General features: G+C 68.3%; 27 protein-coding genes, 1 tRNA gene and 1 other RNA gene. 17 read left to right on the forward strand and 12 right to left on the reverse strand.

From position 1 onward, the window contains the following. Positions 1–46 precede the first annotated feature (46 nt). From ACQCX5_RS09920 to ACQCX5_RS09940, 5 genes are all read right to left on the reverse strand, one after another. Positions 47–2,428 (reverse strand): DNA polymerase III subunit gamma and tau, encoded by a 2,382-nt coding sequence (locus tag ACQCX5_RS09920; protein ID WP_434541866.1) that lies wholly within the window; start codon positions 2,426–2,428, stop codon positions 47–49. Positions 2,429–2,498: 70 nt separating this feature from the next. After that, positions 2,499–2,595: signal recognition particle sRNA small type (ffs, locus tag ACQCX5_RS09925), an RNA gene on the reverse strand. Positions 2,596–2,672: 77 nt separating this feature from the next. Continuing rightward, complete coding sequence (locus tag ACQCX5_RS09930) at positions 2,673–2,909, reverse strand: DUF6457 domain-containing protein (RefSeq protein ID WP_434541867.1); 237 nt, start codon at positions 2,907–2,909, stop codon at positions 2,673–2,675. A 31-nt stretch (positions 2,910–2,940) separates the two neighbouring features. Further along, complete coding sequence (locus ACQCX5_RS09935; RefSeq protein WP_434541868.1) at positions 2,941–3,894, reverse strand: 4Fe-4S dicluster domain-containing protein; 954 nt, start codon at positions 3,892–3,894, stop codon at positions 2,941–2,943. Between the two features lie 166 nt (positions 3,895–4,060). Beyond that, positions 4,061–5,581 carry a CHAD domain-containing protein gene (locus ACQCX5_RS09940; RefSeq protein WP_434541869.1) on the reverse strand — a complete coding sequence of 507 codons (1,521 nt, stop codon included), beginning with the start codon at positions 5,579–5,581 and terminating at the stop codon, positions 4,061–4,063. A gap of 215 nt (positions 5,582–5,796) precedes the next feature. Here ACQCX5_RS09940 and ACQCX5_RS09945 point away from each other — a divergent pair, with 215 nt between their 5' ends. The 7 genes from ACQCX5_RS09945 to ACQCX5_RS09975 all read left to right on the forward strand — a co-directional run bounded on the left by ACQCX5_RS09945 (position 5,797) and on the right by ACQCX5_RS09975 (position 12,808). After that, positions 5,797–8,253, forward strand: a complete 2,457-nt coding sequence (locus ACQCX5_RS09945; RefSeq protein WP_434541870.1) for a DMSO/selenate family reductase complex A subunit — start codon at positions 5,797–5,799, stop codon at positions 8,251–8,253. Between the two features lie 2 nt (positions 8,254–8,255). Further along, positions 8,256–8,879, forward strand: coding sequence for a DMSO/selenate family reductase complex B subunit (locus ACQCX5_RS09950; protein ID WP_434541871.1), 624 nt, complete (start codon positions 8,256–8,258; stop codon positions 8,877–8,879). Between the two features lies 1 nt (position 8,880). Continuing rightward, on the forward strand, positions 8,881–9,801 hold the full coding sequence (locus tag ACQCX5_RS09955) for a dimethyl sulfoxide reductase anchor subunit family protein (protein ID WP_434541872.1): 921 nt from the start codon (positions 8,881–8,883) through the stop codon (positions 9,799–9,801). Further along, complete coding sequence (locus tag ACQCX5_RS09960) at positions 9,802–10,473, forward strand: TorD/DmsD family molecular chaperone (protein WP_434541873.1); 672 nt, start codon at positions 9,802–9,804, stop codon at positions 10,471–10,473. Between the two features lie 62 nt (positions 10,474–10,535). Further along, positions 10,536–10,620, forward strand: a tRNA-Ser gene (locus ACQCX5_RS09965). 218 nt (positions 10,621–10,838) lie between these two features. Continuing rightward, positions 10,839–11,852, forward strand: a complete 1,014-nt coding sequence (locus ACQCX5_RS09970) for a TRAP transporter substrate-binding protein (RefSeq protein ID WP_434541874.1) — start codon at positions 10,839–10,841, stop codon at positions 11,850–11,852. A gap of 95 nt (positions 11,853–11,947) precedes the next feature. Beyond that, complete coding sequence (locus ACQCX5_RS09975; RefSeq protein ID WP_434541875.1) at positions 11,948–12,808, forward strand: TRAP transporter small permease; 861 nt, start codon at positions 11,948–11,950, stop codon at positions 12,806–12,808. A gap of 10 nt (positions 12,809–12,818) precedes the next feature. Here ACQCX5_RS09975 and ACQCX5_RS09980 read toward each other — a convergent pair whose 3' ends face one another. After that, positions 12,819–13,811 carry a cytochrome c oxidase assembly protein gene (locus ACQCX5_RS09980; protein ID WP_019285889.1) on the reverse strand — a complete coding sequence of 331 codons (993 nt, stop codon included), beginning with the start codon at positions 13,809–13,811 and terminating at the stop codon, positions 12,819–12,821. Between the two features lie 128 nt (positions 13,812–13,939). On the opposite strand from ACQCX5_RS09980, the gene ACQCX5_RS09985 reads away from it, so the two are divergent. The 4 genes from ACQCX5_RS09985 (at position 13,940) to ACQCX5_RS10000 (ending at position 16,767) form a co-directional block, all read left to right on the forward strand. Then, a complete protein-coding gene (locus ACQCX5_RS09985) occupies positions 13,940–14,317 on the forward strand; it encodes an ArsR/SmtB family transcription factor (protein WP_013882290.1) in 378 nt (125 codons plus the stop codon). Then, positions 14,317–15,231 (forward strand): cation diffusion facilitator family transporter, encoded by a 915-nt coding sequence (locus tag ACQCX5_RS09990; RefSeq protein ID WP_434541876.1) that lies wholly within the window; start codon positions 14,317–14,319, stop codon positions 15,229–15,231. The genes ACQCX5_RS09985 and ACQCX5_RS09990 overlap by 1 nt, the downstream gene beginning before the upstream one ends. Positions 15,232–15,808: 577 nt before the next feature. Further along, a complete protein-coding gene (gene cmtR, locus ACQCX5_RS09995; protein WP_006590980.1) occupies positions 15,809–16,168 on the forward strand; it encodes a Cd(II)/Pb(II)-sensing metalloregulatory transcriptional regulator CmtR in 360 nt (119 codons plus the stop codon). Beyond that, positions 16,165–16,767, forward strand: coding sequence for a cadmium resistance transporter (locus ACQCX5_RS10000; protein ID WP_048695616.1), 603 nt, complete (start codon positions 16,165–16,167; stop codon positions 16,765–16,767). The genes cmtR and ACQCX5_RS10000 overlap by 4 nt, the downstream gene beginning before the upstream one ends. Positions 16,768–17,005: 238 nt before the next feature. On the opposite strand, the gene ACQCX5_RS10005 is transcribed toward ACQCX5_RS10000, so the two are convergent. From ACQCX5_RS10005 to arsD, 3 genes are all read right to left on the reverse strand, one after another. Next, the gene (locus ACQCX5_RS10005; protein ID WP_434541877.1) at positions 17,006–17,299 is read right to left on the reverse strand and encodes an ArsR/SmtB family transcription factor; all 294 of its coding nucleotides are present in this window, start codon (positions 17,297–17,299) and stop codon (positions 17,006–17,008) included. Between the two features lie 83 nt (positions 17,300–17,382). After that, complete coding sequence (arsA, locus tag ACQCX5_RS10010; protein ID WP_434541878.1) at positions 17,383–19,158, reverse strand: arsenical pump-driving ATPase; 1,776 nt, start codon at positions 19,156–19,158, stop codon at positions 17,383–17,385. Positions 19,159–19,165: 7 nt separating this feature from the next. Then, on the reverse strand, positions 19,166–19,573 hold the full coding sequence (gene arsD, locus ACQCX5_RS10015) for an arsenite efflux transporter metallochaperone ArsD (protein ID WP_434541879.1): 408 nt from the start codon (positions 19,571–19,573) through the stop codon (positions 19,166–19,168). A 177-nt stretch (positions 19,574–19,750) separates the two neighbouring features. Between arsD and ACQCX5_RS10020 the strand changes: the two genes are divergently transcribed. From ACQCX5_RS10020 to ACQCX5_RS10045, 6 genes are all read left to right on the forward strand, one after another. Beyond that, positions 19,751–20,401 (forward strand): MarR family transcriptional regulator, encoded by a 651-nt coding sequence (locus ACQCX5_RS10020; RefSeq protein WP_434541880.1) that lies wholly within the window; start codon positions 19,751–19,753, stop codon positions 20,399–20,401. After that, positions 20,398–21,006 carry a low molecular weight phosphatase family protein gene (locus tag ACQCX5_RS10025; RefSeq protein ID WP_434541881.1) on the forward strand — a complete coding sequence of 203 codons (609 nt, stop codon included), beginning with the start codon at positions 20,398–20,400 and terminating at the stop codon, positions 21,004–21,006. Before ACQCX5_RS10020 ends, ACQCX5_RS10025 begins: the two co-directional genes overlap by 4 nt. A gap of 36 nt (positions 21,007–21,042) precedes the next feature. Beyond that, entirely contained in the window at positions 21,043–21,468 is a 426-nt protein-coding gene (locus tag ACQCX5_RS10030) for an arsenate reductase ArsC (RefSeq protein ID WP_434541882.1), read from the forward strand. Then, the gene (locus ACQCX5_RS10035; RefSeq protein WP_434541883.1) at positions 21,465–21,947 is read left to right on the forward strand and encodes a low molecular weight phosphatase family protein; all 483 of its coding nucleotides are present in this window, start codon (positions 21,465–21,467) and stop codon (positions 21,945–21,947) included. The genes ACQCX5_RS10030 and ACQCX5_RS10035 overlap by 4 nt, the downstream gene beginning before the upstream one ends. Positions 21,948–22,049: 102 nt before the next feature. Further along, the gene (locus ACQCX5_RS10040; RefSeq protein WP_434541884.1) at positions 22,050–22,418 is read left to right on the forward strand and encodes a recombinase family protein; all 369 of its coding nucleotides are present in this window, start codon (positions 22,050–22,052) and stop codon (positions 22,416–22,418) included. Then, positions 22,415–22,921 (forward strand): hypothetical protein, encoded by a 507-nt coding sequence (locus ACQCX5_RS10045; RefSeq protein ID WP_434541885.1) that lies wholly within the window; start codon positions 22,415–22,417, stop codon positions 22,919–22,921. The genes ACQCX5_RS10040 and ACQCX5_RS10045 overlap by 4 nt, the downstream gene beginning before the upstream one ends. 403 nt (positions 22,922–23,324) lie before the next feature. On the opposite strand, the gene ACQCX5_RS10050 is transcribed toward ACQCX5_RS10045, so the two are convergent. The 3 genes from ACQCX5_RS10050 to ACQCX5_RS10060 all read right to left on the reverse strand — a co-directional run bounded on the left by ACQCX5_RS10050 (position 23,325) and on the right by ACQCX5_RS10060 (position 26,398). Continuing rightward, complete coding sequence (locus tag ACQCX5_RS10050) at positions 23,325–23,735, reverse strand: hypothetical protein (protein WP_434541886.1); 411 nt, start codon at positions 23,733–23,735, stop codon at positions 23,325–23,327. Positions 23,736–23,835: 100 nt separating this feature from the next. Next, on the reverse strand, positions 23,836–24,384 hold the full coding sequence (locus ACQCX5_RS10055) for a hypothetical protein (RefSeq protein ID WP_434541887.1): 549 nt from the start codon (positions 24,382–24,384) through the stop codon (positions 23,836–23,838). Between the two features lie 739 nt (positions 24,385–25,123). Then, positions 25,124–26,398: an IS256 family transposase gene (locus tag ACQCX5_RS10060; protein ID WP_434541906.1), complete on the reverse strand. Its 1,275-nt coding sequence runs from the start codon at positions 26,396–26,398 to the stop codon at positions 25,124–25,126. Positions 26,399–26,535 lie beyond the last annotated feature (137 nt).

Here is a 26,535-nt window from a genome sequence, read left to right on the forward strand (position 1 = left end):
CTCAATCGTAGGTGCTGCTGCGGGGGCGCTGCCCCCACGGACGAGCTCAGCGCTCGCGCTCGTCGATCACTTCGCCGCCGAGCTCACGCATGACCAGCTCGGCCGCCGATGCACCCGAGTCATCGAGCACCTCGTCGTCGCGATGTTCCGCCGCCATCGGCTGCTCGTTGGGCTGCGGCGGTGCGGACGGCTCCGCCGCGCGGGCACGCTCAGCCGGTGTGGGGTCCGGCGCCACATCCCAGGGGTCGTCGGGTGGGGGCGGCGGCTCGTCCTCGGCGGGTGGCACCTGGTGCTCGGGTGCCGCCGGCCTGGCGCTGCCCTGGTCGCGGGTCGGTGCGGGCTGGCGCGAGCCAGCCGACGGACCACCGGACGGGGCGCCGCCGCGCTGGCCGCCGCCACCACCACCCGAACCTCCACCCGGGCCACCGCGCGGGTCTTCGACCACCGGCACGATGCGCAGGTCGGCACCGAGTGTCTCGACGATCGCATCGCGCAGCACGTCGTTGGTGCCGCCGCTGGTGAAGCTCTCCTTGGCCCCGGTGCTGCTGAACACCAGCGTGAAGCTGGCGTCAGTGACCTCACCCACGTGCGCGTTCTTGCTCAGCAGGATGAAGCTGAACTTGCGTCGGTTGCGCACCTCTTCGAGCACCCGCGGCCATTCCTGGCGCAGGCGGGCCGTGTCGATGTCGCCCGGTCGCCCGGTCGCCGCAGCAGGCGCCTGCGGACGCAGCGGCACCACCTTGCCGGCGGCTGGGTCATCACCCACAGGCGTCACGCCCTCGACCGGTCCGGGCTGGTGCGGGCGCTGTCGCGGGCCGGCAGTGCGCTGTCGGTCCTGCAGCGACCTGGGCTGCTCGTCGCGGACCGGCGGTTCAGGTGCACGCGGTTGCGGCTGCCGGGGTTCCGGGGCGGGCTGTTCGGCGGACGGGGCCTCGGGTGCGCTCGGCCCAGCATCCCGTACCCCGGGCTCGCCACCCCCCGCCACCGGCGGTTGCTCCGCCGCAGGGCGTCCGACCGGAACCCCGCCATCAGCCAGCCGCCGCTCGAGGCGGTCGAGCCGGGCATGCACGCCCCGCTCGTCGACATCGGCCCCGGGCAGCAGCACCCGGGAGCACATCAGTTCGAGGTAGAGCCGCGGCGCGGTCGTGCCGCGCATGTCGGTGAGCCCCTTGGCGATCACCTCGGCGGCGCGGGTCAACTCGCCCGAGCCCATGGTCGAGGCCTGCAGCGACAGCCGGTCGGCCTGGTCACCCGCCACGTCGATCAACCCGGACGAGACCGCATCGGGCACCGCGGCCACGATCACCAGGTCGCGCAGGCGGCGCAGCAGGTCTTCGGCGAAGCGGCGCGGGTCCTGCCCCACCTCGATGACCTTGTCGATGGTCGCGAACACACCCTGGCCATCGCCGGCTCCGAACGCGTCCACGATCTCGTCGAGCAGCGTTTCGGGCGTGTAGCCCAGCAGCGCGGCCGCCGAGGTGTACTCGACCCCGTGGTCCCCAGCCGAACCCAGCAACTGGTCGAGCACCGACAGCGAGTCACGCACCGACCCCGCACCGGCGCGCACCACCAACGGCAGCACCTCGGGCTCGACCTGCACGCCCTCTTTCTCGCACAGGGTGCCCAGGTAGCCGATCAGCACCTTCGGCGGCACCAGCCGGAACGGGTAGTGGTGGGTGCGCGAGCGGATCGTGCCGATGACCTTCTCGGGCTCAGTCGTCGCGAAGATGAACTTCACATGCGGCGGCGGCTCTTCGACCAGCTTCAGCAGCGCGTTGAAGCCCGCGCTGGTGACCATGTGCGCCTCGTCGACGATGTAGATCTTGTAGCGGCTCTGCACCGGCGCGAAGAAGGCCCGCTCGCGCAGGTCGCGGGCATCGTCGACGCCACCGTTCGACGCGGCGTCCATCTCGATGACGTCGATCGAGCCCGGGCCGCCGCGGGCCAGGTCGCGGCACGACCGGCACTCACCGCACGGGGTCGGGGTGGGGCCCTGCTCGCAGTTCAGCGACCGGGCCAGGATGCGCGCACTCGTCGTCTTGCCGCAGCCGCGCGGCCCGCTGAACAGGTAGGCGTGGTTGACCTTGTTGTTGATGAGCGCACGCTTGAGCGGTTCGGTGACGTGTTCCTGCCCGATGACCTCGTCGAAGGTGTCGGGTCGGTAGCGGCGGTACAACGCCAGTGGGGCTTCAGGCACCTCGGGACGCGCCGGGCGCGGGGCGGACGCGGGCGCAGCGAGGCCCGCGGCGGGTTCTGCCGGGGGCTGCGCAGCAACGGGTTCGTCCACCGCCACCGGCTCGTCCTCGACAGGCACGTCAGCAACAGGCTCGTCCTCGAAGAGGCCGGGGCCGTCCTGCTGCGGGGCATCGAACAGGCCCTCGTCCTGTTCGTCCCAGAGCGCGTCGTCGTTGTCGTAGTCGTCGTCCACGGTGTCCACTCTAGAGAGGGGGTCCGACATGTTTGCCAGCTGCGCACACACGCCGACGGCGCCGGAAAATCAAAGGGGTCCCCCGTGCACCCGACAGAGCTCACTTACCCTTGCTGTCTTCCGACCCTGGGGGAGTTGGGCGAGGTAACGCCGCACGAGGGACCTTCCAAGAAGTGTAGTGGATGAGGCCACGACACACGAATGCCCTGTGGACAACCACCCGGGCGCCCTGCCCACGAGCACCTCAGTCGACGCTGATGACCTTCTCGATCTCGCCGCGCAGCTGCTGCGCGTCACCGCCCCGCCCGACCGCGATGCCCAGGATGAAGGCCCCGACCGGCGCCATCGGCCGCTCCCCCTCGTGGGCGATCGCCGCGGTCAGCCCCAGCACCAGGTCTTCGTCGACGAGGGCGGGGTCGATGCCCACCGCCCCTGCTGCCCGCTCGATGAACGGGCGCCAGCCACTGCGATCCTCGGCCATGGTTCGTGCTCCTCCTTGTGGTTGTCCCAACTCAGTTCATCCCGGCCCGACCACGCAGCTTGCGCTGCCATTCCGGGGACAGCTTGTCGCGCAGGTGCTCGGGCACATGCCAGCCGAACGGCTCGGCCTCGCGCCGGGCACACGCCTCACACAACGTCCTGCCGTCCGGGATCCGGTCGCCGCAACGGCTGCATGCTGTCGTGGCGAGCCTGGCCAGCGGCAGCGGCCGTCCGGCCAGCACCACCCCCCAGTCGAGCGTCCCGGCGGCGGTGACCGCGTCGCTCGGGCAGTGCGTCACACAGGCCAGGTCGCCCTGGCACCTGTCGGGGTGCTGCACCAGCGTGGACGTCCCCGAGGCGGTGCGCAGCTCGAGCGCATCGTGGGGGCAGGCGCGCACGCAGACACCGCAGGCGATACAGCCACTCACCTCGAGGCGGGTGGCCGGCGAGGCCTGCCGGGACAGCCCGGCGGCTCCGCCTGCACCACCACCGGCACCCAGCGCCCGCAGCGACTCGACCAACCGCTGGGCCGGGTCGTCCACGACATGCGCGACAGCGACCGGGACGCCGGTCTCGTCATGGCGGCGCAGCAACGCGCGGCGGCTCACCGGTGGGTGCGCCAGGCTCAGCGTGACCGCAGGGGGTTCAGCGCCGATGGCACCCCGGCGCACCCTCGCACCGGTGAGCGTCTCGAGCCGTTCCAGTGCCGCGACATCCGGGGCCATGCAGGTGCCGGTGTCGACGAGCACCGTGGCCCCGCCGGCGATCGCCAGGTCGACCAGCGCCCACGGCGGCACGTCGTTCGCACACCCTTCCAGCCGCACGATGACCGGGTGCACCGCCTCGAGCACCTCGGGCGTGCGTGCCGGGGTGCGACCGGTGGGCAGCGGGGTGGCGTGGGTGCAGCACACCAGGACGTCCCGGCCGGGGTTCTCACCGAGCCAGCCGAGCACCAACTGCCACCGGTGCAGTGCCGCTTCGTCCATTGGTCGTCCTGTTCTGGCGCATTTGTTGCCACACGTGGCTGACACCCGAGGTGGTTGATCCTTGAATTACCCGTCGCCCACAGATTGCATTATGTCTGGTCACCTGCGGGGGTATTTCGTCACCCCACATGTTTGTGCAGCCCGGGTTTGTGCCCCCCGATCCCTGTCACTCCCCGTCCACCGGCGCCAGCTCTTCGAGCTGCCGGGTCGCCTTCACCAGCGCCAGTCGGCCACGCTGCTGTTCGTCCGCGATCAACACGTCGTGGGTCGCGGTGGGCTGCCCCGCCGCGGCCGCCTCGGCGGCCAGTTGCCGCAGCGCCACCTCGGCGACCACCGTGTCCTGCCAGTCACCGAGCGATTCGGTGACCCCTTCCCACAGTTGCGCATGCTGCTTCGCCCCGGCATGTTCCAGGTCGCCGAACGCCTCGTGGGCATAGCGGGCGGCCTTCGCGCGTTTGCGCACGTCGTGCAGCCGTTCGAGCCGCTCCGCGCCGGACGCCGCCGCTGCTTCACGCCTCGCCTTTTCGACGCGCCGACGCACCTTCTTGCCGACCCGTCGGTGCACCTTCTGGGCGCTGTGCTTGGCCTGCGGGCCGAGCGGGGGGTGCACAAGCAGGTCGACGAGGGCCTCCATCAGGGCCGCGGCGCGCTCCCCGTCCATGGCCTCGACCAGTTCGGCATGCGCGGCCCCATGCCGCTCGGCCAGCTGCCGCGACAACCGTTCGCGCACGTCGCCGGCGATCTGGTCGTCGGGCAAGGCGTCGAGCGCCGGGACGAGCCTGGCCTGCAACACCTCGGCATCACGTGGGGCGCCGAGCACCTGCCCCCACCAGCGCACCTCGTCGCGCAGCGCCTGTGTTGCCGAGGCGTCCACGACTTTGCCGAACGAGCCCAAGGTGCTGCGCAGCCGCCGGGTGGCGACGCGTGACTTGTGCACGGTGTCCGGCGCATCCTCACGCACACCCGGTGCCAACGCCTGCAGCATGCCGACCTGGCGGCCCAGGTGGGCCAGCACCACCTCGGCGCCGCTGCCTTGTTTCGCCCGCCGGTCACGCGGGGCGTCATCTGTGCCGACCCCCAGCGCATGGGCGAGTTTGGGCCCACCCCCGGCCGCCGTCAGCCCGGCCGCCAGCAGGGCCTGGTCGAGCTCCGCGAGGTCGTCCGGGGTGCCCTCGACCAACTCGACTTCGACCTCGTGCCACGCGGTGCTGCGCCTCGCCAGCGGCGCCTCGGACCGCACCCGGTCGTCGGCGACGAGGGCGACCACCTGCGCGTCCGGACCGGCCCGCACGACCTCGCTCTCGACGCGGTGGGTCACCAGCCGTGCGACCCCCACCAGGGGTGCGCGGTCGACCACGTCATCAACCCGCGCACGCAATTGCGGCGGCACCAGCGACGCGCTGCGGCCGTCCTCGAGCGGCGCGCGCACCTCGACCCGGCTGTCGCCGTGCTTGGGCAGCTTCAGGTGCCAGCCGGCGTCGTCCCCGCCCTCGCGTCGGCGCAGGGTGTGACCCGACCGCAGCAGGGCCAGGTCGGGGGTGTCGACGTAGTCGGCGACGAGGTCAAGGTCGCGGGACGCACCCCAGCGATAGCCGGGTGGCAGGGTGATGAGGTCCGGCACGGGCGCCGCCACCCCATCGGCATCGTCGCCCAGCACGTACTTGCGTTCAGTCTCCACCTGTTCCATGCCGCACTCCCCCTCGAGTTGGTCAACCACCAGTCTGGCACCTGCCCATGCGCCTGGAGCGATACGGCCATGCACCCGCGCAACCAGAATTTGGCAACACAAAACTGTCGTAATCAATGTCGCAATTGTGCGCCCCGCCTCAAAACCTGTCACCCCCGATTCGTAGGATGTCCGCATCGTTTGTTGCCATTTCTTCTTCCTCAGGAGGATCCCCCGTGACGATCACGCAAGAAACAGGTCCAAGCCCGACGAGGCGGCGGTTCCTGGCCTGGAGTGGCATCGCCGGCGGCACCGCGGGCGTCCTGGGCCTGGGCGGTTGCGGCCTGCAGAAGAAGGACGCTGCCAGCGGTGACGCCTACCCAGAGGACCGCCGGGTGATGAGCTCGTGCACCGTGAACTGCGGCAGCCGCTGCCCGCTGCTGCTGGCGGTCAAGGACGGCCAGATCATCCGCGTCGACCCCGAAGAGACCGGCGACGACGAACTCGGCAGCCAGCAGATCCGCGCCTGCGTGCGTGGCCGCTCGATCAGGCAGCGCATCTATTCGGCCGAGCGCCTCAAGAAGCCGCTCAAGCGGGTGGGCAAGCGCGGCGAAGAGAAGTGGGAAGAGATCAGCTGGGACGAGGCCTACACGACCATCGCCGACAAGATCAAGGCCCTGATCGCCAGCCACGGCAACGAGTCGATCTACCTCAACTACGGCACCGGCGTGCTGGGCGCCACCGTGGCCACCTCGTGGCCGCCCGGCGGCACTGCGGTGGCGCGGCTGATGAACTGCGTCGGCGGGTTCCTCAACCACTACAACGACTACTCCGCCGGCAACATCGAGGCGGCCGTCGACTTCCACTACGGCGGCTGGGCCACGTCCAACTCCAACGACGACACCCGCAACTCCAAGCTCGTGGTGATGTTCGGCAACAACCCGCACGAGACCCGCATGAGCGGCGGCGGCGAGATCTTCGTCACCCAGAAGGCCAAGCAGCAATCGGGGCACCGGGTCATCATCATCGACCCCCGCATGTCGGACACGGTGATGAACCTGGCCGACGAGTGGGTGCCGATCCGTCCGGGCACCGACGCTGCGCTGGTGGCCGGCATGGCCCACGTGATGATTACCGAGAACCTGCACGACCAGGCGTTCCTCGACAAGTACTGCAGCGGCTTCGACGAGGGCCACCTGCCCGCGGGCGCACCGGCCAACGCGTCGTACCGCGCCTACATCGAGGGCAAGGGTGAGGACGGCATCGAGAAGACCCCGCAGTGGGCCGCCCGGATCACCGGCATCCCCGCCGAGACGATCACCAGGCTGGCCCGCGAGATCGCCACCACCAAGCCCTGCGCCGTGAACGCGGGCTGGGGCATCCAGCGCCACTCGAACGGAGAATCGGCCTCGCGCGCACCCATGCTGCTGTCGAACCTGATCGGCCAGGTGGGCATCCCCGGTGGCGGCACCGGCTGCCGCGAGGGATCGGCCAACCTGGGCATGACGGCGTTCCCGACGCTGACCAACCCGGTCAAGCCCCAGATCTCGTTCTACATGTGGCCCGATGCGATCGTGCGCGGCAAGGGCATGACCTACAAGGACGGCGTGCGCAACGCCGAGAACCTCAATGGCAACGCCAACGTCAAGCACGACGTGGTGCTGAACTCCAACATCAAGTTCATCTGGAACTACGGCTCGAACGCGCTGATCAACCAGCACGGCGACATCAACAAGACCATCGAGATCCTCAGCGACGAGTCGCTGGTCGAGATGATCGTGGTGATCGACAACCAGATGACCGTCTCGGCCCGCTACGCCGACATCGTGCTGCCTGACGTCACCACCTCGGAACAGGTCGACCTGGCCGCCCAGGGCAGCGCCGGCAACCTCGGCTACACGATCTTCGCCGACAAGGCGATCGAGCCGCTGTACGACTGCGTGCCCGTCTATGAGCAACTCACCGGCATCGCCGAGAAGCTCGGCGTCAAGGACAAGTTCACCGAGGGCCGCACCCAGGAGGACTGGGTGCGCTGGCTCGTCGCCGAGTCCCAGAAGAACATCCCCGACCTGCCGGGCTTCGACGAGCTGCGCAAGCTCGGCATCTGGAAGAAGAAGCTCGACCCGGTCATCGCGCTCAAGGACTTCCGTGATGACCCCGTCGCGAACAAGCTCGGCACCCCGTCGGGCAAGATCGAGATCTGGTCGTCGAACCTGCACCTGATGAGCCAGGACTGGCCGCAGGCCGAGGGCCACCCCATCGACCCGCTGCCGATCTATCGCCAGACCCGCGAGATGCCCGGTGACCCGCTGCAGCAGAAGTACCCGCTGCAGTGCATCGGCCACCACTACAAGCAGCGCACCCACAGCTCGTACGGCAACAGCCCGTGGCTGAAAGAGGCGCACCCGCAGATGGTGTGGATCAACGAGGCCGACGCCAAGCGGCGCGGAGTCGCCAACGGCGACCAGGTGGTCGTCCACAACGATCGCGGCGAGATCAAGCTGCCGGCCTATGTGACCAACCGGATCATCCCGGGTGTGGTCTCGGTGCCGCAGGGTGCCTGGTACACCCCCGAGAAGCCCGGCGGTGTCGATGTCGGCGGCTCAGTGAACACCCTCACGGCGCACGACCTCACGGCCTACGCCAAGGGCAACGGCCAGCATTCCGCACTCGTCGAGATCAGGAAGGCCTGACCATGGCAAAGTACAAACAACTCGGCTTCTCGTTCGACCAGAGCAAGTGCACCGGCTGCAAGGCCTGCCAGATCGCCTGCAAAGACAAGAACGACCTGCCCGTCGGCGTCACCTGGCGCCGCGTGGCCGAGTACACCGGCGGTGGTTGGACGACGCATGCTGACGGCTCGGCCAGCCAGGACGTCTACAGCTACTACACCTCGATCTCGTGCAACCACTGCGAGGACGCCATCTGCATGGAGGTGTGCCCGTCGACGGCCATGCGCCGCGGCGACAACGGCATCGTCTATGTGGATGCCGACGTCTGCATCGGCTGCAAGTACTGCGCCATGGCCTGCCCCTATTCGGCCCCCCAGTTCGATGCCGAGGCCGGCGTCATGACCAAGTGCGACTTCTGCATGGACCGCGTCGCCGAGGGCGGCGAACCGGCCTGTGTCGCCTCGTGCCCGACCCGGGCGCTCGGGTTCGGCGAGATCGTCGACCTGCGCAAGACCGGCAACGGGGCCAACGTCGCCCCACTGCCCGACCCCGACATCACCCACCCGAACCTGGTCGTCGTGCCCCACCCCAAGGCCAAGCCTGCGGGTTCGACCGCCGGCAAGGTCGGCAACCCCGAGGAGATCTGACATGCTGCACGAGATGCCACTGGTGATCTTCACCATCTTCGCCTCGATGTCGGCCGGCTCGTTCATCGTGCTGGGGCTCGTCCACGTCTTCGGGGTCAGGGTGCCCGAGAAGGTCATGGACAAGGTGACCGACCCGGCGCTGTACGCCATCGGCCCGCTGCTGGTGCTGGGGCTGGGAGCGTCGATGTTCCACCTGGGCTCGCCGTTGCGGGCGGTGAACGCGATCCGACACTTCCCCGCCTCGGCGCTCAGCCGCGAAATCGTCTTCGGCATCGCGTTCCTGGGCCTGGGTGCCGCCTTTGCCGTGCTGCAGTGGTTCAAGTGGTTCAACCACCGGCTGCGGCAGGTGCTGGCCATCGTCACCGCTGCGGTCGGTGTGCTGCTCGTCTGGACCATCAGCCAGGTCTATTCGCTGCGCTCGGTGCCGGCATGGGCCACCGCCTACACCCCGCTGCGGTTCTTCATCACGGCAGGGCTGCTGGGTGGGCTCGCAGTCGCCGCCGCGGTCGTCATCGCCAGCTACGTACGCACCCGGCGCAACGTGGCCTACAACGAGGACGAGCGTGGGCTGGTGCGTCGCGTGCTCGAAGGCATCGCCGTGGGCAGCGTGGCACTGATGGGCGCCAAGTACGTGGCCCAACCGGCCTATTTCGGCTATCTGGCCAACCACGCCGACCCGTCGGCACAGGCCTCGTTGTCGGTGCTGACCGACACCTATTCAGGGTTCTCGGCCGCGCAGAACATCCTGGTGTTCCTGGGCGTCATGGCGATGGTGGTGCTGCTGTACCGGCTGGCCCGCGGCGCCGAAGTGAAGGGGTTGCTGCCGGCCCTGGCAGTCGTGGCATTCGCGCTGGTCTTCGTCGGCGAGTTCTTCGGCCGTCAGCTGTTCTATGCCTCGATGGTCAGCTCGGGCGGGTTCTGAGTGGCCGCGATCGAGCTGGGCACCCCGACCCGGGTGCCCAGCGAGGACGACCTGGACCGCATCGCCGGCGCCTGCGCCTTCCTGGCCAACCTGCTGCTGCGACCCGAGGCCGGCGCCGCCGTGGTGGCCAACCTCACCCACGACGACGTCGTCCACTGGCCGTTCGCGGGCACGAACGCGGCCACCGCGCAGGGGCTCGACCACCTGGGGGCGGCCATCGCTGAACCCGTGGCGGCCGACGTGCTCGAAGAGGACTACCGGCGGCTGTTTGTCGGCCCCGGCACGATGCTCGCCCCGCCCTGGGAATCGGTGCACCGCGACCCTGAGGGGTTGATGTTCCAGGAAGAGACGATGAACGTGCGCCACGCCTATGCCGAGTTCGGGCTCGAGGCGCCGGCCCTGCACAAAGAGCCGGACGACCACCTGGGCCTCGAGCTGGCTTTCGTCGGCGAGTTGGCGGTGGCCGCACTCAGGGCGAGCGAGGACGGCGATGTCGTCGGCCAGACGATGCTGCTCGACGGCATGCGCCGGTTCACGGCCGAGCACCTGCTGGTGTGGGTGCCCGACTGGTGCGAACACGTGATCACCGGGGCCCAGACCCAGCTGTACCGGGCCACCGGGTGGCTGTTGCGCGGCGCGGTGCAGGCGATGGGCAAGGTGCTGGTCGGCTGAACGCCTCCCAGGTTCGCACCCCGGTTCGCCTAGCGGCGCGCCGTTCGGATAAGCTGCCCGACGGAGGATTCGCCTAGAGGCCTATGGCGCTCGCTTGGAAAGCGGGTTGGGTTCACGCCCTCACGGGTTCAAATCCCGTATCCTCCGCTGCTGGCCCCCGGTGATCCCGGGGGCCTTTTGCATGTGCCGACGCGCGTGCGCCTCGTCCGGGATACTCGTGTGAGCCATGCAACACATGGCAACACCTGCCATTGCGGCGGCCCCACTGGGGAGTATTTGCGTGCGGAGAGTTGCCGCCAGACCACCCGAACCAGCATGGCAAGGAAGCCACGACATGCGGACGGGGCCCAACCCAGGGAGACATCATGTGGAAGAAGTTCCGTGTCGCAGCGGTCGCTGCGACCGCCATCGCGAGCCTGGTGCTCGCCGGTTGCGGCAACGGCGGCGGCGCCGGCGCCAGCGGTGAGAGCTACACCATCAAGGTCGCGCTCAACCAGACCGAGACGCACCCGTCGTTCATCGCTCTCGACTCGTTCGCCAAGAAGCTGAAGGAGGACACGGGCGGCCGCTGGAACCTGCAGGTCTACCCGAACTCGCAGCTGGGCGACCAGAAGGAGTACCTGCAGTCGGTCAGCACCGGCGTGTACGACATGGCCGTCGTCTCGGCCCCCCAGCTCGAGAACCTCAACAAGGATTTCGTGATTTTCAGCCTGCCGAAGGTCTTCGATTCCATCGACCACCAGATGAAGGTGCTCTCGGACAAGAACGTCGTCGGTGACGTCTACAAGTCGCTCGAGACCAGCAACAACATCACCGTCGTCGGCGGCCTGACCCAGGGCGCACGCAGCGTCTACACCAAGGACAAGATCGCCAACACCCCGGCCGACCTCGCCGGCAAGAAGATCCGCGTGCAGGAAAGCCCCGTCTTCCTGAGCATGGTCAAGGCACTGGGCGCCTCGCCCACGCCGATGGCCTACTCCGAGGTCTACACCGGCCTGCAGTCAGGTGTCATCGACGGTGCCGAGAACAACGAGATCAGCTACGCCACCCAGAAGCACTACGAGGTGGCCAAGTACTTCTCCTACTCGCGCCACCTGATCGGTGCCGACTTCCTGATCATCAACACCAAGACCCTGAACAAGATGTCGTCCGAAGACCGCGCGGCCTTCGACAAGGGCTGGGACGCGACCTGGAAGCAGCACACCGAGCTGTGGAAGACCGACACCGAGAAGGCCATCAAGACTGCCACCGACGGCGGCGCGAAGTTCCAGGAAGTCGACGTCGACGCCTACGCCAAGGCGCTGGAGCCGCTGCAGAACGAGTTCCTGAAGACCGAGCCCCAGAAGGCCCTGCTCGAGAAGATCAAGGCCACCAAGTGAGCCACGGCTCCTGACACTCAAGCGCCGGTTGCCCCGTCCTGAGGTCGGCGGCAACCGGCGCTTGTGTGAGGCACCACCAACCAAGAGAGGCTCACGTGAGTACTCAAGAGACTCAAGATTCGACCCCCCAGCCGGTGCGCTGGGCCGGTCTGGTCACGGCCGTCCGCAAGGTGCAGAAGGTCGTCGACAACGTCATCGCCACCATCTGCCTGGTCGTGTTCGTGGCACTCGTCGTGATCGTGACGTGGCAGGTGTTCACCCGCCAGGTGCTGCACAACTCGGCACCGTGGACCGAGGAGGCCGCCCGCTACGCCTTCATCCTGCTGGCCATGTTCTCGGCGGCCTATGTCTTTTCGGAGCGAGGCCACATTGCGGTCGAGATGCTGCTCGAGAAGCTGCCCAAGGCCCCCCAGATGTGGCTGAGCGTGCTCATCGAGGCCATCGTGGCCTTCTTCATCGGCTCGTCCTTCGTCTACGGCGGCGCGCTGCTGTCGCAGAACGCATGGAACCAGCACAGCGCCACCCTTCCCGTGACCGTCGGCCAGGTCTATTCGCTGATGCCGATCGCCGGGATCATCATCCTGTTCTATTGCGTCGTCAACGTGATCAACCTGCTCGCAGGGGTCACCAAGCCGGTCGCCCACGTCAGCGGTGCGCTGGCAGGCAGTCGACGACCCGGCCGCGACCGCAGCCGCCGCCCCTTCCCGCGGCGGCTCCGCGCGGCCGACGACCACGCCCCGACGCTGCGGGTGCGGGCCCAGCGGGTGCGAGCCCTGCGGGTGCCGGGCCGGGTGTGGGTCACCCGCGTGTGGCCCTCGTGGCTGGAGTGGCGCCTGATCGTCGGGTTCCTCGTGCTGATGGCCGTCGCGGCCTACACCGGGATACGGCTCGGCCAGGACATCGTCGAGAAGACCACCACCGCGGTGTCGACAACGTCCGATGCTGCGGTCCCGTGAGGCTCGACCATCACGGTTGTGCAGGTGGCGCCCCCGAGGGCCGCGAGCCGTTCAAGCGCGCGAGGTAGGCGTTGTACTGCTCGAGCTCGGCGTCGGCGCCACCGTCGCGGTCGATCTGCCGGTCTCGGGCGGTGGAGCGCTCGGTGTCGTTGCGCTGCCACCTGCTGGCGATCAGCAGGAGCATCAGCAGTCCCGGCGCCTCCCCGTAGGACCAGGCCAGCCCACCGGCCAGCTGCTGGTCGCGCAGGGGATCGATCCCCCAGCCGGCCGGCGGCGCGGCGAACAGCGGGACCATCGGCGCGGTGGCCATCATCACGATCACCCCGAAGAACGCGTGCAGGGGCATCTCCAGCAGCAGGTCCAGTGCCCGGCCGTGATGGGTCTGCCGGATAGGCAACGGGTCGGTGGACAGCACCGGCACGGTGAACAGCAGACCGGCCACCAGGAACCCCACCTCCAGGGCGAGGTGCCCGGTCCAGGTGCGCAGCAGCGGGTCGGCGAGCTCGGCCAGGTACAGCCCGTAGAACGCCAGCAGGAACAACGGCACCATCACCGCCGGGTGCAGCACCACCCGACTGACCCGGCTGCGCAGGGCCCGCCGCGCCGTGACCAGCACCACCGTGCCCACCCCCCGGTGCGGGGTCGCGCGCAGCAGCAACGTGCCGGGCCGCCCCAGCACCAGCAGCGGTGGGACGAGCATCATCAACGTCAGCTGCTGGAACATGAACGCCGAGAACAGCCGCAACCCGTACCCCTCGATGCCCGCACCGGTCACCAGCGCCAGCACCACACAGCCCACCGTGAACGAGATGGTCGCACCGATCGACCAGCGCCGACCCCGCAGCCACAGCCGGCACGCGCCCGCCAGGTACAGCACCAGCAGCACCACCGCCAGCACCGGAAGGACCGGCACGGGCTGCAGCGTCGGTGCCAGCATCGTCTCCAGGGACGCCGGTGCGGTCGGCAGCCACACCGGCCCCGTAACGCCCGGGTCGTCCTGCATACGTTCCTCCCCGCCTGCGTCCCTGACAGCGACATGGGTCTGAAGACCGATCGACCGGTTGCGACCCCACGGCGATCGCAGCGCTAGGGTGACGTTATCTGAAGATCCGCGTAGATGAGGAGATGCCCATGGGTCGGGTCCTGCCGTTGGACGGCTGCGTCGGTGATGATCCCCTGTCGCAGCGCGTGGCGCTGGTCCGCGCCAGCGTCCCGGACGACGCCGAGGCAGGGACGCTGGCCGAGCTGTTCCGGTTGCTCGGTGACGTACGGCGCACCAAGATCCTCTACGCGCTGCTGGAGGCCGGTGAGCTGTGCGTGTGCGACATCTCCGCAGCGGTGCAGGTCCCAGAGGCGTCGGTGTCCCAGACGATGCGTCTACTGCGGGCCTCGGGGGTGGTGGGCAACCGGCGAGAGGGCCGCCGGGTGTACTACCGGTTGGCCGATACCCACGTGCGGATGCTGCTGGACGTGTGCCGCGAGCACACCGGACACGAAGGGATCCGCTGATGGGCGCCGGGCACGCTCACGCCCCCGTCGCTGAGCACGCCGGCGGGCGCTACCGCCGCCGCCTCGCCGCAGCGTTCTTCCTGACCGCGACGTTCTTCGCCGTCGAGCTGGCAGCGGGGCTGATCTCCGGCTCGCTCGCGCTGATCTCCGACGCCGGGCACATGGCCGCCGACGTCGTGGCCCTGGGGGCGTCCCTGCTCGCCACCCGGATCGCCACCCGCCCCGACCCCACCGGAAGAAGAACCTACGGCTCGTACCGCGCGGAAGTCTTCGCTTCCGGCCTGACCGTGCTGATCATGCTCGGCGTCGGGGTGTACGTGGTGGTCGAGGCGCTCAGCCGGATCGGCGAGGACCCGTCCCTACCCTCGGGCGTGATGCTCGCGGTCGGTTTCGTGGGCCTGGTGATCAACCTTGTCTCCATGCTGCTGCTGCGCAGCGGGTCCAAGGACAGCCTCAACGTCCGGGGCGCCTACTTCGAAGTGGTGGCCGACGCTGCCGGCTCCGTCGGTGTCATGGTCGCCGGTGTTCTGATCATCGCCACCGGGCGACCGGTCTGGGACCTCGTCGTCGCCCTGGCGATCGCCATCTTCGTCATCGTGCGTGCCGTCACCCTGGGGCGGCAGGTCGTCGCGGTACTCGGCCAGCACGCACCCGCCGGCATCGACCCGGAGGCCGTCAGCCGAGAGCTGAGCGCCGTGCCCGGCGTGAGCGCCATCCACGACCTGCACCTGTGGGTGCTGACCTCCGGGATGAACGTCGCCACCGCTCACCTCGTCGCGAGCAGCGGATCGGATCACGCCGCGGTCCTGACCGCCGCGCGGGACATCCTGCGGGATCGCTTCGGCATCGCCCACGCCACGCTCCAGGTGGAGACGGCCCAGCAGCAGCACGAGTGCTCAGACCTGATCTGGTAGCCGCTCAGTCCCTCGACACCTCCGCCGAGCGCTTGGGGGGCCCCTGGTTGCTGGGTGCGCCCAGGGGCGGTGGCATCGGCGCGCCGGGCCAGGCGTGCGAGCATCGCGTTGTAGGCGGCCAGGTCGGTGTCGCCCCTTCGTCGGCACGCTCGGGCGACGGCTCAGATGTGCTCGCGCTTTCAGGCGCCGCCTCAACGGTGAAGCGGAAGGTCCCGTCGACAGGGTGGCCGTCACCGGACACGGAGCGCAAGCGACCTGGAAGTCCCCGGCCGGGAGGCCATCGCCAAGGCGCTGGGTAACAGTGGCGCCGGACACCGTCGTGGCTCCGTCGCCCCACTCCTGCCCGTCAGGTCCGTTCACCGCGACGACGGCACCCACGGCCAGCTGGTCAGCGGATCGAACGCCCGGCCAGCCCACCGCCACTTAGTCCCGGCAGGAGCCCGCCAACTTCCGCCGGGAGTCACATCGTTCCTCTCGATAAGTAGCGGTGGTGTCCGGTGAGGGTTCCCCTTACGGGCATGCGATCTGGGCTGACGCCTGTGACCGAGTGTTCAGTGCGCGCTGTATAGTTCAGTCCATGCTGACTATTGCTTCGCGTCTCGACGTGATGAACCGCCTGGGTCGTGCACTGGCCGACCCCACTCGATCCCGGATCATCTTGACCCTGCTCGACCATCCCGCTTACCCGGCGGAACTGGCCCGAGATCTGGACCTGACACGCCCGAACGTGTCCAACCACCTGGCATGCCTGCGCGATTGCGGGATCGTCGTCTCCGAGCCCGAGGGTCGTCGGACACGATATGAGATCGCCGATTCGCACCTGGCGCAGGCGCTGACGGCACTGGTCGATGCCACCCTGGCAGTGGACGAAGACGCCCCGTGCATCGATCCCGCCTGCTCGCTTCCCGGATGCGACGCAGCTGGGGAGGGCGCATGATCCTCACCTCGGTCTTGCAGGCGATGGGCCTGTTCGCAGCGACCAACATCGACGACATCATCGTGCTCTCCCTCTTCTTCGCGCGAGGGGCAGGCCAGCGCGGCACTACCGCCCGCATTCTGGCCGGCCAGTACCTCGGATTCGCCGGCATCCTCGGTGCCGCGGTCCTGGTGACTATCGGTGCCGGAGCATTCCTGCCCTCGGCAGCCATCCCGTACTTCGGTCTCATCCCTCTGGGCCTCGGCCTCTGGGCCGCATGGCAGGCCTGGCGCGGAGACGATGACGACGATGACGACGAGGTCAAGGTTGCCGGCAAGAAGGTCGGCGTGTGGACAGTCGCAGGCGTCACCCTTGCCAACGGCGGCGACAACATCGGCGTCTACACCCCTGTCTTCCTCAGCGTGGAACCTCTCGCAGTAGTCGCCTACTGCATCATCTTCCTCGCGCTCGTCGCGGTCCTGGTGGCCCTGGCAAAGTTCGTCGCCACCCGCCCCCCGATCGCCGAAGTGCTCGAACGCTGGGAGCACATCCTCTTCCCCATCGTTCTCATCGGCCTCGGCATCGTGATCCTCGTCAGCGGCGGAGCCTTCGGACTCTGACGTAGCGGCAGCGATCCAAACGGCCCCGACCGGGCGCACCCCTCTCGGTTCAGACCGCGACACCTACCTGCAGCCAGTCCTGCGTGATCGCGGCAACAAGACCGCCACGGAGCGCTGCAAAAACCCCGCCACCAAGCGAACGAAGCCACACAGCGGCTGCCTGCCCGTCGGTGTCTCACAGGCGGTCGTCTGTGCGACACCGACGGCGGCACTCACCTCAGCGCGGGCGAGGTTGGGTTCACGGTTCCTGGGCGAGGGATGCGATGAGCCCTGTCAGCGGTGCCAACGCTTCGGCCCGGACGGTGTAGTGCGCCCAGCGGCCCTGTTGTTGACGGGTCAGCAGGTCGGCCTCAACCAGCGTCTTCAGGTGGTGGCTGAGGGTGGGTTGGCTGATGCCCAGCTCCCCGGGGAGGTGGCACGCGCATGCGGTGCCCCCGGGCACGCCGGAGAGGTGATGGAGCAGCCGGACCCTGGTGGGGTCGGCCATCGCTTTCAGCAGGGTTGCCAGAGCGGCTGCTTCATCGTGGCTCATCAGGGCAGGCCCGCTGGGCCCGTGGCAGGGGTCAAGGTCGAGCTCGGTCGTCTGCATCGTGGGCCCGGCGTGCCCGAGCTCGGTCATCGGGTACTCACCAGCTGCGCCGGCCCTTGGGTGAGTGTGAGCAATCCCTGTCGGCCGATTGGTGCCTGCTGCTGCAGTGGCACCAGAGCGACCCGCTCGCTGGTGCCGGTCACGGTCTCGAGGTGGGTGGCCTCGTTGCTGGCCCGCAGGCGCAACAGGGGGCTGGTCGTTCCACTGTCGGTGAGGGCCTGGTTGACTACCCAGGCCCACGGTTCAATGTCGGCTCGGCGCAGGTCGTCCTGCAGCTGCTGAGCCTCCAGGACCGGGGTGGTTTCGGGCAGGGTGACGATGACGATCTTGGTGTGGTCAGGGTCCTGCAGCCGCATCATCGGCGTGGTGAAGTTCACGCCCTGGGCCAGGTTGCGGGTCACGTCGCGGTGGTAGGAGCCGGTCGCGTCCATCAGTAGCAGGGTATGGCCCGTGGGTGCGGTGTCCATCACCACAAACCTGCGGCTGGCTTCGGAGACGGCCCGGGAGAACGCCTGGAACACGGCAACCTCTTCGGTGCAGGGTGAGCGGAGGTCCTCCGCGAGCGCCGCGCGTCCCTGATCATCCAACGAAGCACCCTTGGTGGCCATGACCCGGTCGCGGTACTGCCGAGTCGCCTCGTCGGGATCAATGCGCGACACGTCCAGGCCCTGGGCATCCTCGGCGAGGGTGTCGGCCAAGTGCGCGGCCGGGTCGGTGGTGGTCAGCAGGACATCCTTGCCCCGGTCCGCCAGGGCGGTCGCGATGGCTGCGGCGATGGTGGTCTTGCCCACCCCACCCTTGCCCATGCACATGATCAATCCATGCTCGTTGACCGCCAGTTCCTCGATCAACGCTGAGAGATCGGGCAGCGACCGTGGCGCTGCAGCCGGCTCTGGTGTCGGGATACCCGAGGCCTTGTTTGTGGACAGCAAACCCCGCAACGCCTCAACTCCGACCATCGCGTGTCCCGCGAGGTCGAACTGATCCTGGGCCAACGCCGCCAGTTCGCCGGGCAGCGCGGCGATCGCCGCCTGCTCGCGTTCGCGGACGGCGTCGGCCAACCCGTCGAGCTTCTGCTCATCGGGCAGCACTCCATTGATCACCAGATGAGTGGCTGCGATACCGGTCTGGGCCAGCTCTTCGCTGGTGCGCGCGGCCTCGGCCAGACTGGAGGGCTGAGGCCGAGCCACCAGCACCAGCCGCGTCCGAGTCGGATCGCCCAGGGCTGCCAGGGCCGCTGCGTAGTTGCCGCGGGTCTTCTCCAGCCCCGACATCGGGCCCAGACACGACGCATCGCCGAGCCCGTCATCGAGGAACTGGGTCCACTCACCGGGCAGTTGCAGCAACCGGACAGTGTGCCCGGTCGGTGCGGTGTCGAACACAACGTGGTCGTAGCCATCGGTGGCCGACTCATCGGCCAACAAGGCAGTGAACTCGTTGAACGAGGCAATCTCGGTGGTGCACGACCCGGACAGCTGTTCAGTCACAGCCGCCAAGTCGGCGGGCGACAGCAGATCCCTCACCGGCGCCAAAGTCCGGTCCCGGTAGGCCTGGGCGGCCTCCTCGGGGTCCATCTCCAAAGCATCCAGTCCCGGCACGTCACCGATCGCGGTGATGTGATTGCCGATCGTGACGCCGAACACCTGGCCCACGTTGGAGGCCGGATCGGTCGAGACCAGCAGCACCCGGCGACCCTGATCGGCCAGGTGCACTGCCGTGGCGCACGCCAAGCTGGTCTTGCCCACACCCCCCTTGCCGGTGAAGAACACGAACCGCGGGGTCTCATCAACCAGGTTGATCATCTTCACTTCACCGTCCACCACAGCACCCGGACGCCGCGGGAGCCTGCGTCCCGGGATCGGCGCCACAGCAGGACCCGCTCTCCACAGTGGGCAGCATCGTTGCACCCGCCGCCTCCAGCCCGGCGAACCTGGCCAGCTCGACCCTGGTCGGGTACCGACCGGTCAGCACCGTGACCTCATCGACCAGCACCAACGGCAACCCCTCCAGGCCGGCGGCCTGCACGAACTGCATCGCCATGGGGTGCTGGGAGAACGCCTGCGGATCCTGCGCCACGTTCGCCCGAACGACCTCAGCCCCGTGACTGCTCGCCCAGTGAGCATCGGCTGTGAAGTCGACCAACTGCTGATCGACGTCTGGCCCACACACCCCCGTGTTGCAGCACAGCGGCCCCTCGAACACCCGAACTACCTTCATCAACAACTCCTTCGCCACACGACCACGTCGCATTGATGGTTCTCGATATGACCTTGTCACTCGCATTGATGGCTGTCAATTCGTCGGGTGGGTTGACCCGAACGGCTCAAGGCTCGCAGAATTGACTCAACGAAAGTTGAGGGACTTGTGATGGATGTGGTGGCTGCGCACCAAGGCTTGGCAGATCCCCTGCGCCTGCAGATGGCCGAGTCGCTGCTCCAAGGTGACCTGTCGCCAAGTGAGATCGGTCAACGCTGGGGATTGTCGACCAGCTTGGTCGCCCACCACGTGAAGTGCCTGGTCGCTTCGGGGATAGCGGCCCGGACGCGCAGCGAGCACGACGGGAGGCGCTGGTACCTGACTCTGCGGCGCAGCGACCCGCAGGTCGTGGCGATGGTGGCGTTGGGACTGGCGCGCGACGCTGCACTGCCCACCCGGGTGGTGTTCGTGTGTACCCGCAACTCGGCACGCTCGAAACTGGCGGCCGCCTGGTGGCGCGAGCTCAGCGAGATCCCCGCCCTCGACGCAGGCACCCACCCGGCGCCGGCCCCGCACCCACTTGCTGTCGAGATCGCCGCCGGCCACGGACTGAGGATCGATCCGACGATGCACCAAGTCGCCACCACCGTGCAGCCCGGCGACCTGGTGGTGGCCGTCTGCGACCACGCCCACGAACTCCTCCCGGAGCGCTCCTCCCACCTTCACTGGGCCATTCCCGACCCCGTCCCGGCAGGTACCCGAGACGCCTTCCAACACTCCAGCGAGAACCTGCACGCCCGCGTCAGCCAGCTGTCCCAGACCCTGCCCCCCGACAGGAGCACCCCATGACCCCAGACCCCTACCAGGCCATCATCGAGGACCTCAGCTACAGCTACGAAGGGGTCTTCAACCCCGAGGTGGTGCGCGAGGTCGTCACCGCCGCACGCGACCAGCTTGGCTCCACGGCCACTATCACCCAGTACCTCCCCGTACTGGTCGCCCGCCAAGCCCGCGAACAACTGATGGCCAAGGCTCAGGCCGAGGGCACCATCGCCAAACCCGTACCCGAGCTGCTGTTCGTCTGCGTACACAACGCCGGACGCAGCCAGATGGCCGCCGCCCTGGCCGAACACCTGTCGGCGCGGCGGGTCCACGTCCGATCCGCCGGATCCCAGCCCGTCGACCAAGTCAACCCGGCCGTGATCGAAGTCCTCAAAGAGCGCGGCATCGGCCTGACCATCGCCTACCCCAAACCCCTCACCGACAGCGTCGTCAAAGCCGCCGACGTCATCATCACCATGGGCTGCGGCGACACCTGTCCCTACTTCCCCGGCAAACGCTACGAAGACTGGGACGTCCCCGACCCCGCAGGACAACCCATCGAGGTCGTGCGTGACATCCGCGACGACATCCAAGCCCGCGTCACCACCTTGCTCCGCCAGATCCTGAACTGACCGCACCAAACACCCCACCACTCGACAGGGACACCCATGAACGCGCCCACCACCCAACCCGCAGTGATGTTCGTCTGCGTCCACAACGCCGGCCGATCACAGATGGCCGCCGCATACACCACCCACCTGTCCGGCGGCACCGTCGAGGTCCGCTCCGCCGGCTCGGCACCCGCGGACACCATCAACCCGGCAGTGCGCGAGGCAATGCTCGAAGAGGGCATCGACATCTCCGCCGAGAAACCCAAGATCATCACCGCCGAGGCAGTGCAAGCCTCCGACGTGGTGATCACCATGGGCTGCGGTGACACCTGCCCGTTCTTCCCGGGCACCCGCTACGAGGACTGGCAACTCGACGACCCCGCCGGCCAGGGCATCGAGGCGGTCCGCCCCATCCGCGACGACATCAAAGTCCGAGTCCTGGCCCTGCTCGACGAACTCGGCATCACGCCGGTCGGCCAATGAGCACCAGCACCCCGGTCGTGCTGTTCATCTGCGTGAAGAACGGCGGGAAGTCACAGATGGCGGCGGCCCTGATGCGACACGATGCCGGCGACAGCATCGCAGTTCACAGCGCAGGCACCCACCCCCGACGCGAACTCAACGCGCTCTCCCGTCAGGTGATCGAAGAGATCGGCGCCACCATGAACGGCGAACACCCCAAGCCCATCGACCCTGACCTGCTCCGCACCGCCGACAGGATCATCATCCTCGGAACAGAAGCGGCCATCACCCCACCACCCGAACTGCGAGGCACCATAGAAACCTGGGACACCGATGAACCCTCTCACCGAGGCATCGAAGGCGTGGAACGCATGCGACTCGTTCGCGACGACATCCATCGCCACGTTCATCACCTGCACCAACAACTAGCCAGCTCCCCACCCGCAGACCCTCAAGGCGGGCCACCGGTCACAGACCGCCGCGAAAGTCGCGACCAATAACGGCGCGATCCACACGCTTGCGGGTCTGTCTCACAACAGCGTCCGCAACTGCTGGCCAGAATCCTGTACGTCCGACGCGTTGCGAGACAGATGGGAAGCGTGATGGCCGCGAAGTTGATCGGGTATGCACGGGTCTCCACCCGCGGCCAGGGAACCGACCGGCAGGTCGCCGACCTGCTGGCCGCCGGCGTCCGGCGCGACGACCTGTACGTAGACCACGGCGCCAGCGGTGCCCTCGCCCGCCGCCCCGAACTGGATCGTGCGATGGCCGCCCTCGAACCGGGCGACACCCGGGTGGTCTGCACCCTCGACCGGCTGGGCCGCAACACCAGCGCCATGCTCGACCTCGCTGCCTCTCTGAGAACCTCACACGCTTCGAGTGTTGCCTTTCAGTCTGCGGTAACACCAACGCGGATGCGTTCTTCCGGATCGGGGTCCTGCGCCAGGTCGAGGACATCTCCACGTTCGTGACCGGCGTCGCCGAGGACATCACCTCTGACCTCACCACCCGGATCGTGTACGACTCCTTGGCCGGGTTCACGGCCGACATGATGGATCACTACCCGCAACTCGCCCGCCGCACACAGCGCGCACCCCGACGGGCGTGGGATGGTTCGGGTGGCTGGGTGGAACACGACATCGAGCTGCCCGTCGCCAACGGGCGGCCGGTGTTGTTGGTCCCTCGTGACTGGGCCCGCAACTCCCTGATGATGGGGTCGCGCCGCTACTACAGTCGCGCCATCCTCGACTACTTTCAGCAGCAGCAGACCATCCAGGTGAGCGGCCACCGCTTCCAGCCGAGCAAGGAGGTGCTTCGCCGCCGCGACGCGACCGCATACTCCAGGCCCCTTGTACTGGACACGACCGTCACCGCCGCGCACCACGGGCAGGACCTGATGAAACAGTTCAAGGCCCTGATCGACGCCGAATACACGCCACTCACCAACGACATGCTGGAACGCAAGACCCGCTGATCCGGTCCGGGCCGGCCAGGGTCCCACCCCTGGTCGGCCACACCACCCGGCCCAGGGCTGCTCACATGACCGGCCATGCGAACCGTGATTCCTCGAGCAAACGGTTCGTCGAGCATCCTCACAGGACACCCGGCCCCAGGGGGACGCCGCCCCGTCCGCCCGCGCCACGGCATGACTGTCGGCGCGGTAGGCCATCACACTGAACAGGTGCGGCATGATGCGCTCATGGCCACCCGCGAGACGATCCATGATGTCATCGAGTTGTTCCGGCAGGCCCCGTCGAACGTGGAGCGTGGGACGAAGTTCGAGAACTTGATGGTGGCCTGGTTCCGCACCGACCCCGTGCTGGCCGCGCAATACGACGAGGTGTGCACCTGGCCCCTGTGGTCTCGGTCGGCCCACGTCAGCCTCGACCTATGCCATCGGGGTCGCCAAGACCAAGCCCGAACTGTGCCAAGCTGTCGCCGAGGCGCTGAACTCCTACATGCAGAGCGGCAGCTGGACGCATGACGTGACGGCCAACCTGGGCAGTCCGGGTTACGACGTCGCCGCGGCCAAGCCCCAGATGCCTGCCTCGTGCGACTGAGCCCGCATCCGGGGTCATGAGGATCGTCCTTCTGTGCCCGTGGGTGTGGTCGATGCGTTGCTTCAGGGAGCCAGCGACGCCGGCATCGGCGTGTTGGAGGGTGGGGTCGGCCGCCGGCAGCATGAGGCCCTCGATGCGTCCGGTGACGAGCTGGGGGTGGGCGTCGACGAAGTCGCTGATGATGTCGCGGAACCGCTGGTCGACGTCGGGCTGGTCGTCGTTGCTCATCGGTGCTGCCCGTCCGTCGAGGGTGTGGAGCGATCGTGCCTCGCTGTGAGGTCACGCCGGTGACGAGCTCCGCACCTGTGCCGGCCACGGTTTCTGTCCATCACCGAGGCACCCCGGCCGCGTCGAGCTCGAGGTCACCAGCAGCCCCCGCGGCTGCGGCTTGGGTGCCTGATGCGGCGATGGCTCGTTCGACCACGGCGGTGGCGTAGGCGAGACCGGCGTAGTCCAACCCGCGGGCTCTGGCCAGGTTCTTGCGCCACCAGCGGTGCGCCACGTCGAGGACGTGGTGCTGGTCCCGGTCGGGAGCGGCGAGGATCTGGGCCGCGATCCTGCCGGCGACCCAGCGGCCCATGTCGGTGGCGGCGTCGGTGTCGTCGTGAGCGAGGTCGTGGAGGGTTTCGCGGCGGGGCGCCGGGGCGGTCGAAACGGCGGCGATGGAGGCCACCCGGGTGGTGGGCGTTACCTCCCGGTCGGGGGCTGCTTTCAGGTCGGCCCACAGGCTGCGGATCGTCTCGTCGACGTGGCGGATGTAGTGCTCGTCGAGCGTGTTCTGGCAGCGCAGCCGCTCCGCCACCACCGCGCGGGTCGGCCCCAACGCTGTCGTGGCCGGCAACCTGCGCAGCCACCAGGCCAACCTCTGTCGGACCATCCCCCGCATCTGAGGGCTGGCCGTGGCCAGCAGGCGATGGCCCTTCACGATTTCGGCGGCCGCCTTGGCGGCAGCGTCCGTGCTGGCGGGCTTGGGATGTGCGGTTCGGGTTGTTGCCGGTGTCGCTTGCGACGCCGCCGCCCAGCCGCCCCTCAACGTAGGTGCGGTGCTCGCTTCGCTCGCACCGGACCGTCTGAAAGTCTGTCTAGAAGAAGCGTGTCTAATACTCGGAGACACCAGAGGCGTCGGTGTTGTAGACACCAGAGTCGGGGGGTTGTAGACACCAGAGGCACCGCTTCCGACGTTGTCCACAGGCCTCTCGGTGGCCGTTTCAGCCCCCGCATCGGGTCGCTCCGGGGCCTCCGTAGCCACCGAAAGCAGCTGTTCCGACGGCTCGTCGATTACCGGGGCCTCGACGGGCGCCGGCGCCTCGACCGGAGGCTGTGCCGCGACCGACGGTGCAGGGTGCTGATCGGTGAGGTCGCCGGAGTGCAGCCACACCACGGTGGTGTCACCGTGGCGCTGGTGGAGCTGCACCAGCCCGGCCTGGTGGAGCAGGTGGCGCTGCTTCGACGCGGTCGTCGACCGCACCCCCAACAGGCGACACTCCACACTCATCGGGGCAGTGGTGTGGCTGGCGGCCCCGGCGAGGCGCCGCAGCACCAGCCAGTGGCGGAGCAGCTCCGAGCCCATCGAGCTTGTCAAGATGTCTGTGTAAGTGTTGTGGGTCGGGTTGGGTTTAGAGGTGGGCGTTGATGCGGTCGGGGTAGACGAGGGCGAGCTCGCCGAGGGCTGCTTTCCAGCCGGTGACGAGTTGGCCTTCGACGAGCTTGCCTGGGGCCTTGCGTTTGGTGGGGGGCAGGCCTGCTTCCTTGGCGCGTTGCCGGGCCCTCTTGTCCTCGATGTTGCGGATCGCGAGCCAGAGCAGCTTGATCGCGGCGGCGTCGTTGGGGAAGTGGCCGCGGTTCTTGATGATCTTGCGTAGCTGGTAGTTCAGCGACTCGATGCTGTTGGTGGTGTAGATGACCTTGCGCAGCGCGGGCCCGAACGCGAGGAACGGGGTGAACCGGTCCCAGGCGTCTTCCCAGGAGCGGACCGCGGCCGGGTACTTCTTGCCCAGGTTGGAGTCGGCGAACGTGGTCAGCGCCATCAGCGCGGCGTCCTCGTTGGCAGCGGTGTAGATCGGGCGCAGCATCGCCGCGACGGCCTTGCGGTCGCTGTAGGACACGAACCGCATCGAGGCCCGGATCAGGTGGACCACGCAGGTCTGGACCAGCGCCCCGGACCAGGTCGCCTCGATCGCCTCGGGGAAACCGGTCAGTCCGTCGCAGCAGACGATCAGGACGTCCTTGAGGCCGCGGTTGGCGAGCTCGGCGCACACGCTCGCCCAGAACCTCGCACCCTCGGAGGCCTGGACCCAGATGCCCAGGACGTGCTTGACCCCGTCCATGTCGACACCGACGCCGATGTGCGCGGCACGGTTGGCCACGTGCGCGCCGTCGCGGATCTTGACCACCAGCGCGTCGAGGTAGATCACCGGGTAGAACCCCTCCAGCGGGCGGGTCTGCCACGCGGTGACCTCCTCGGCCACGGCGTCGGTGACCTTGCTGATCGTCTCGTGCGACAGCTCGGTGCCCAGCGTCGCCTCGAGGTGGTGCTGGATGTCACGGATCGTCATCCCGCCGGCATACAGGGAGATGATCATGTCCTCCAGCCCGCCCAGCCGCCGGCTGCCCTTGGGGACCAGCTTCGGGGCGAACGTGGAGTTGCGGTCCCGCGGCTGGTCCAGGGCGATGTCGCCGATCTCCGACCCGACGGTCTTGGGCGTGGTCCCGTTGCGCGAGTTGCCCGACCCGTGCCCGGCCCGGTCGCCCCTCTCGTACCCGAGATGGTCGCTCAACTCGGCGTCCATCCCGCGCTCGAGGACGGCCTTGATCATCTCCGGCAGGAAACCGCCCTCACCGGTCAGCGCAACGCCACGCTCGTCCGTCGCGGCCATCAACTTGTCGAGCATGTCGTCGTCGAACAGCTCCCGCCGCAGCTTCCGAGCCTCCGGCTCAACCCCGGAATCCTTCTTCGGATTGGTCATGGTCACAGTCAATCTCCTTCAAGTAGGGAGACCCTCACTTACACAGACCATCTGACACGTCC

This window comes from Aestuariimicrobium sp. G57, from assembly GCF_050110855.1.
Taxonomy (GTDB): domain Bacteria; phylum Actinomycetota; class Actinomycetes; order Propionibacteriales; family Propionibacteriaceae; genus Aestuariimicrobium.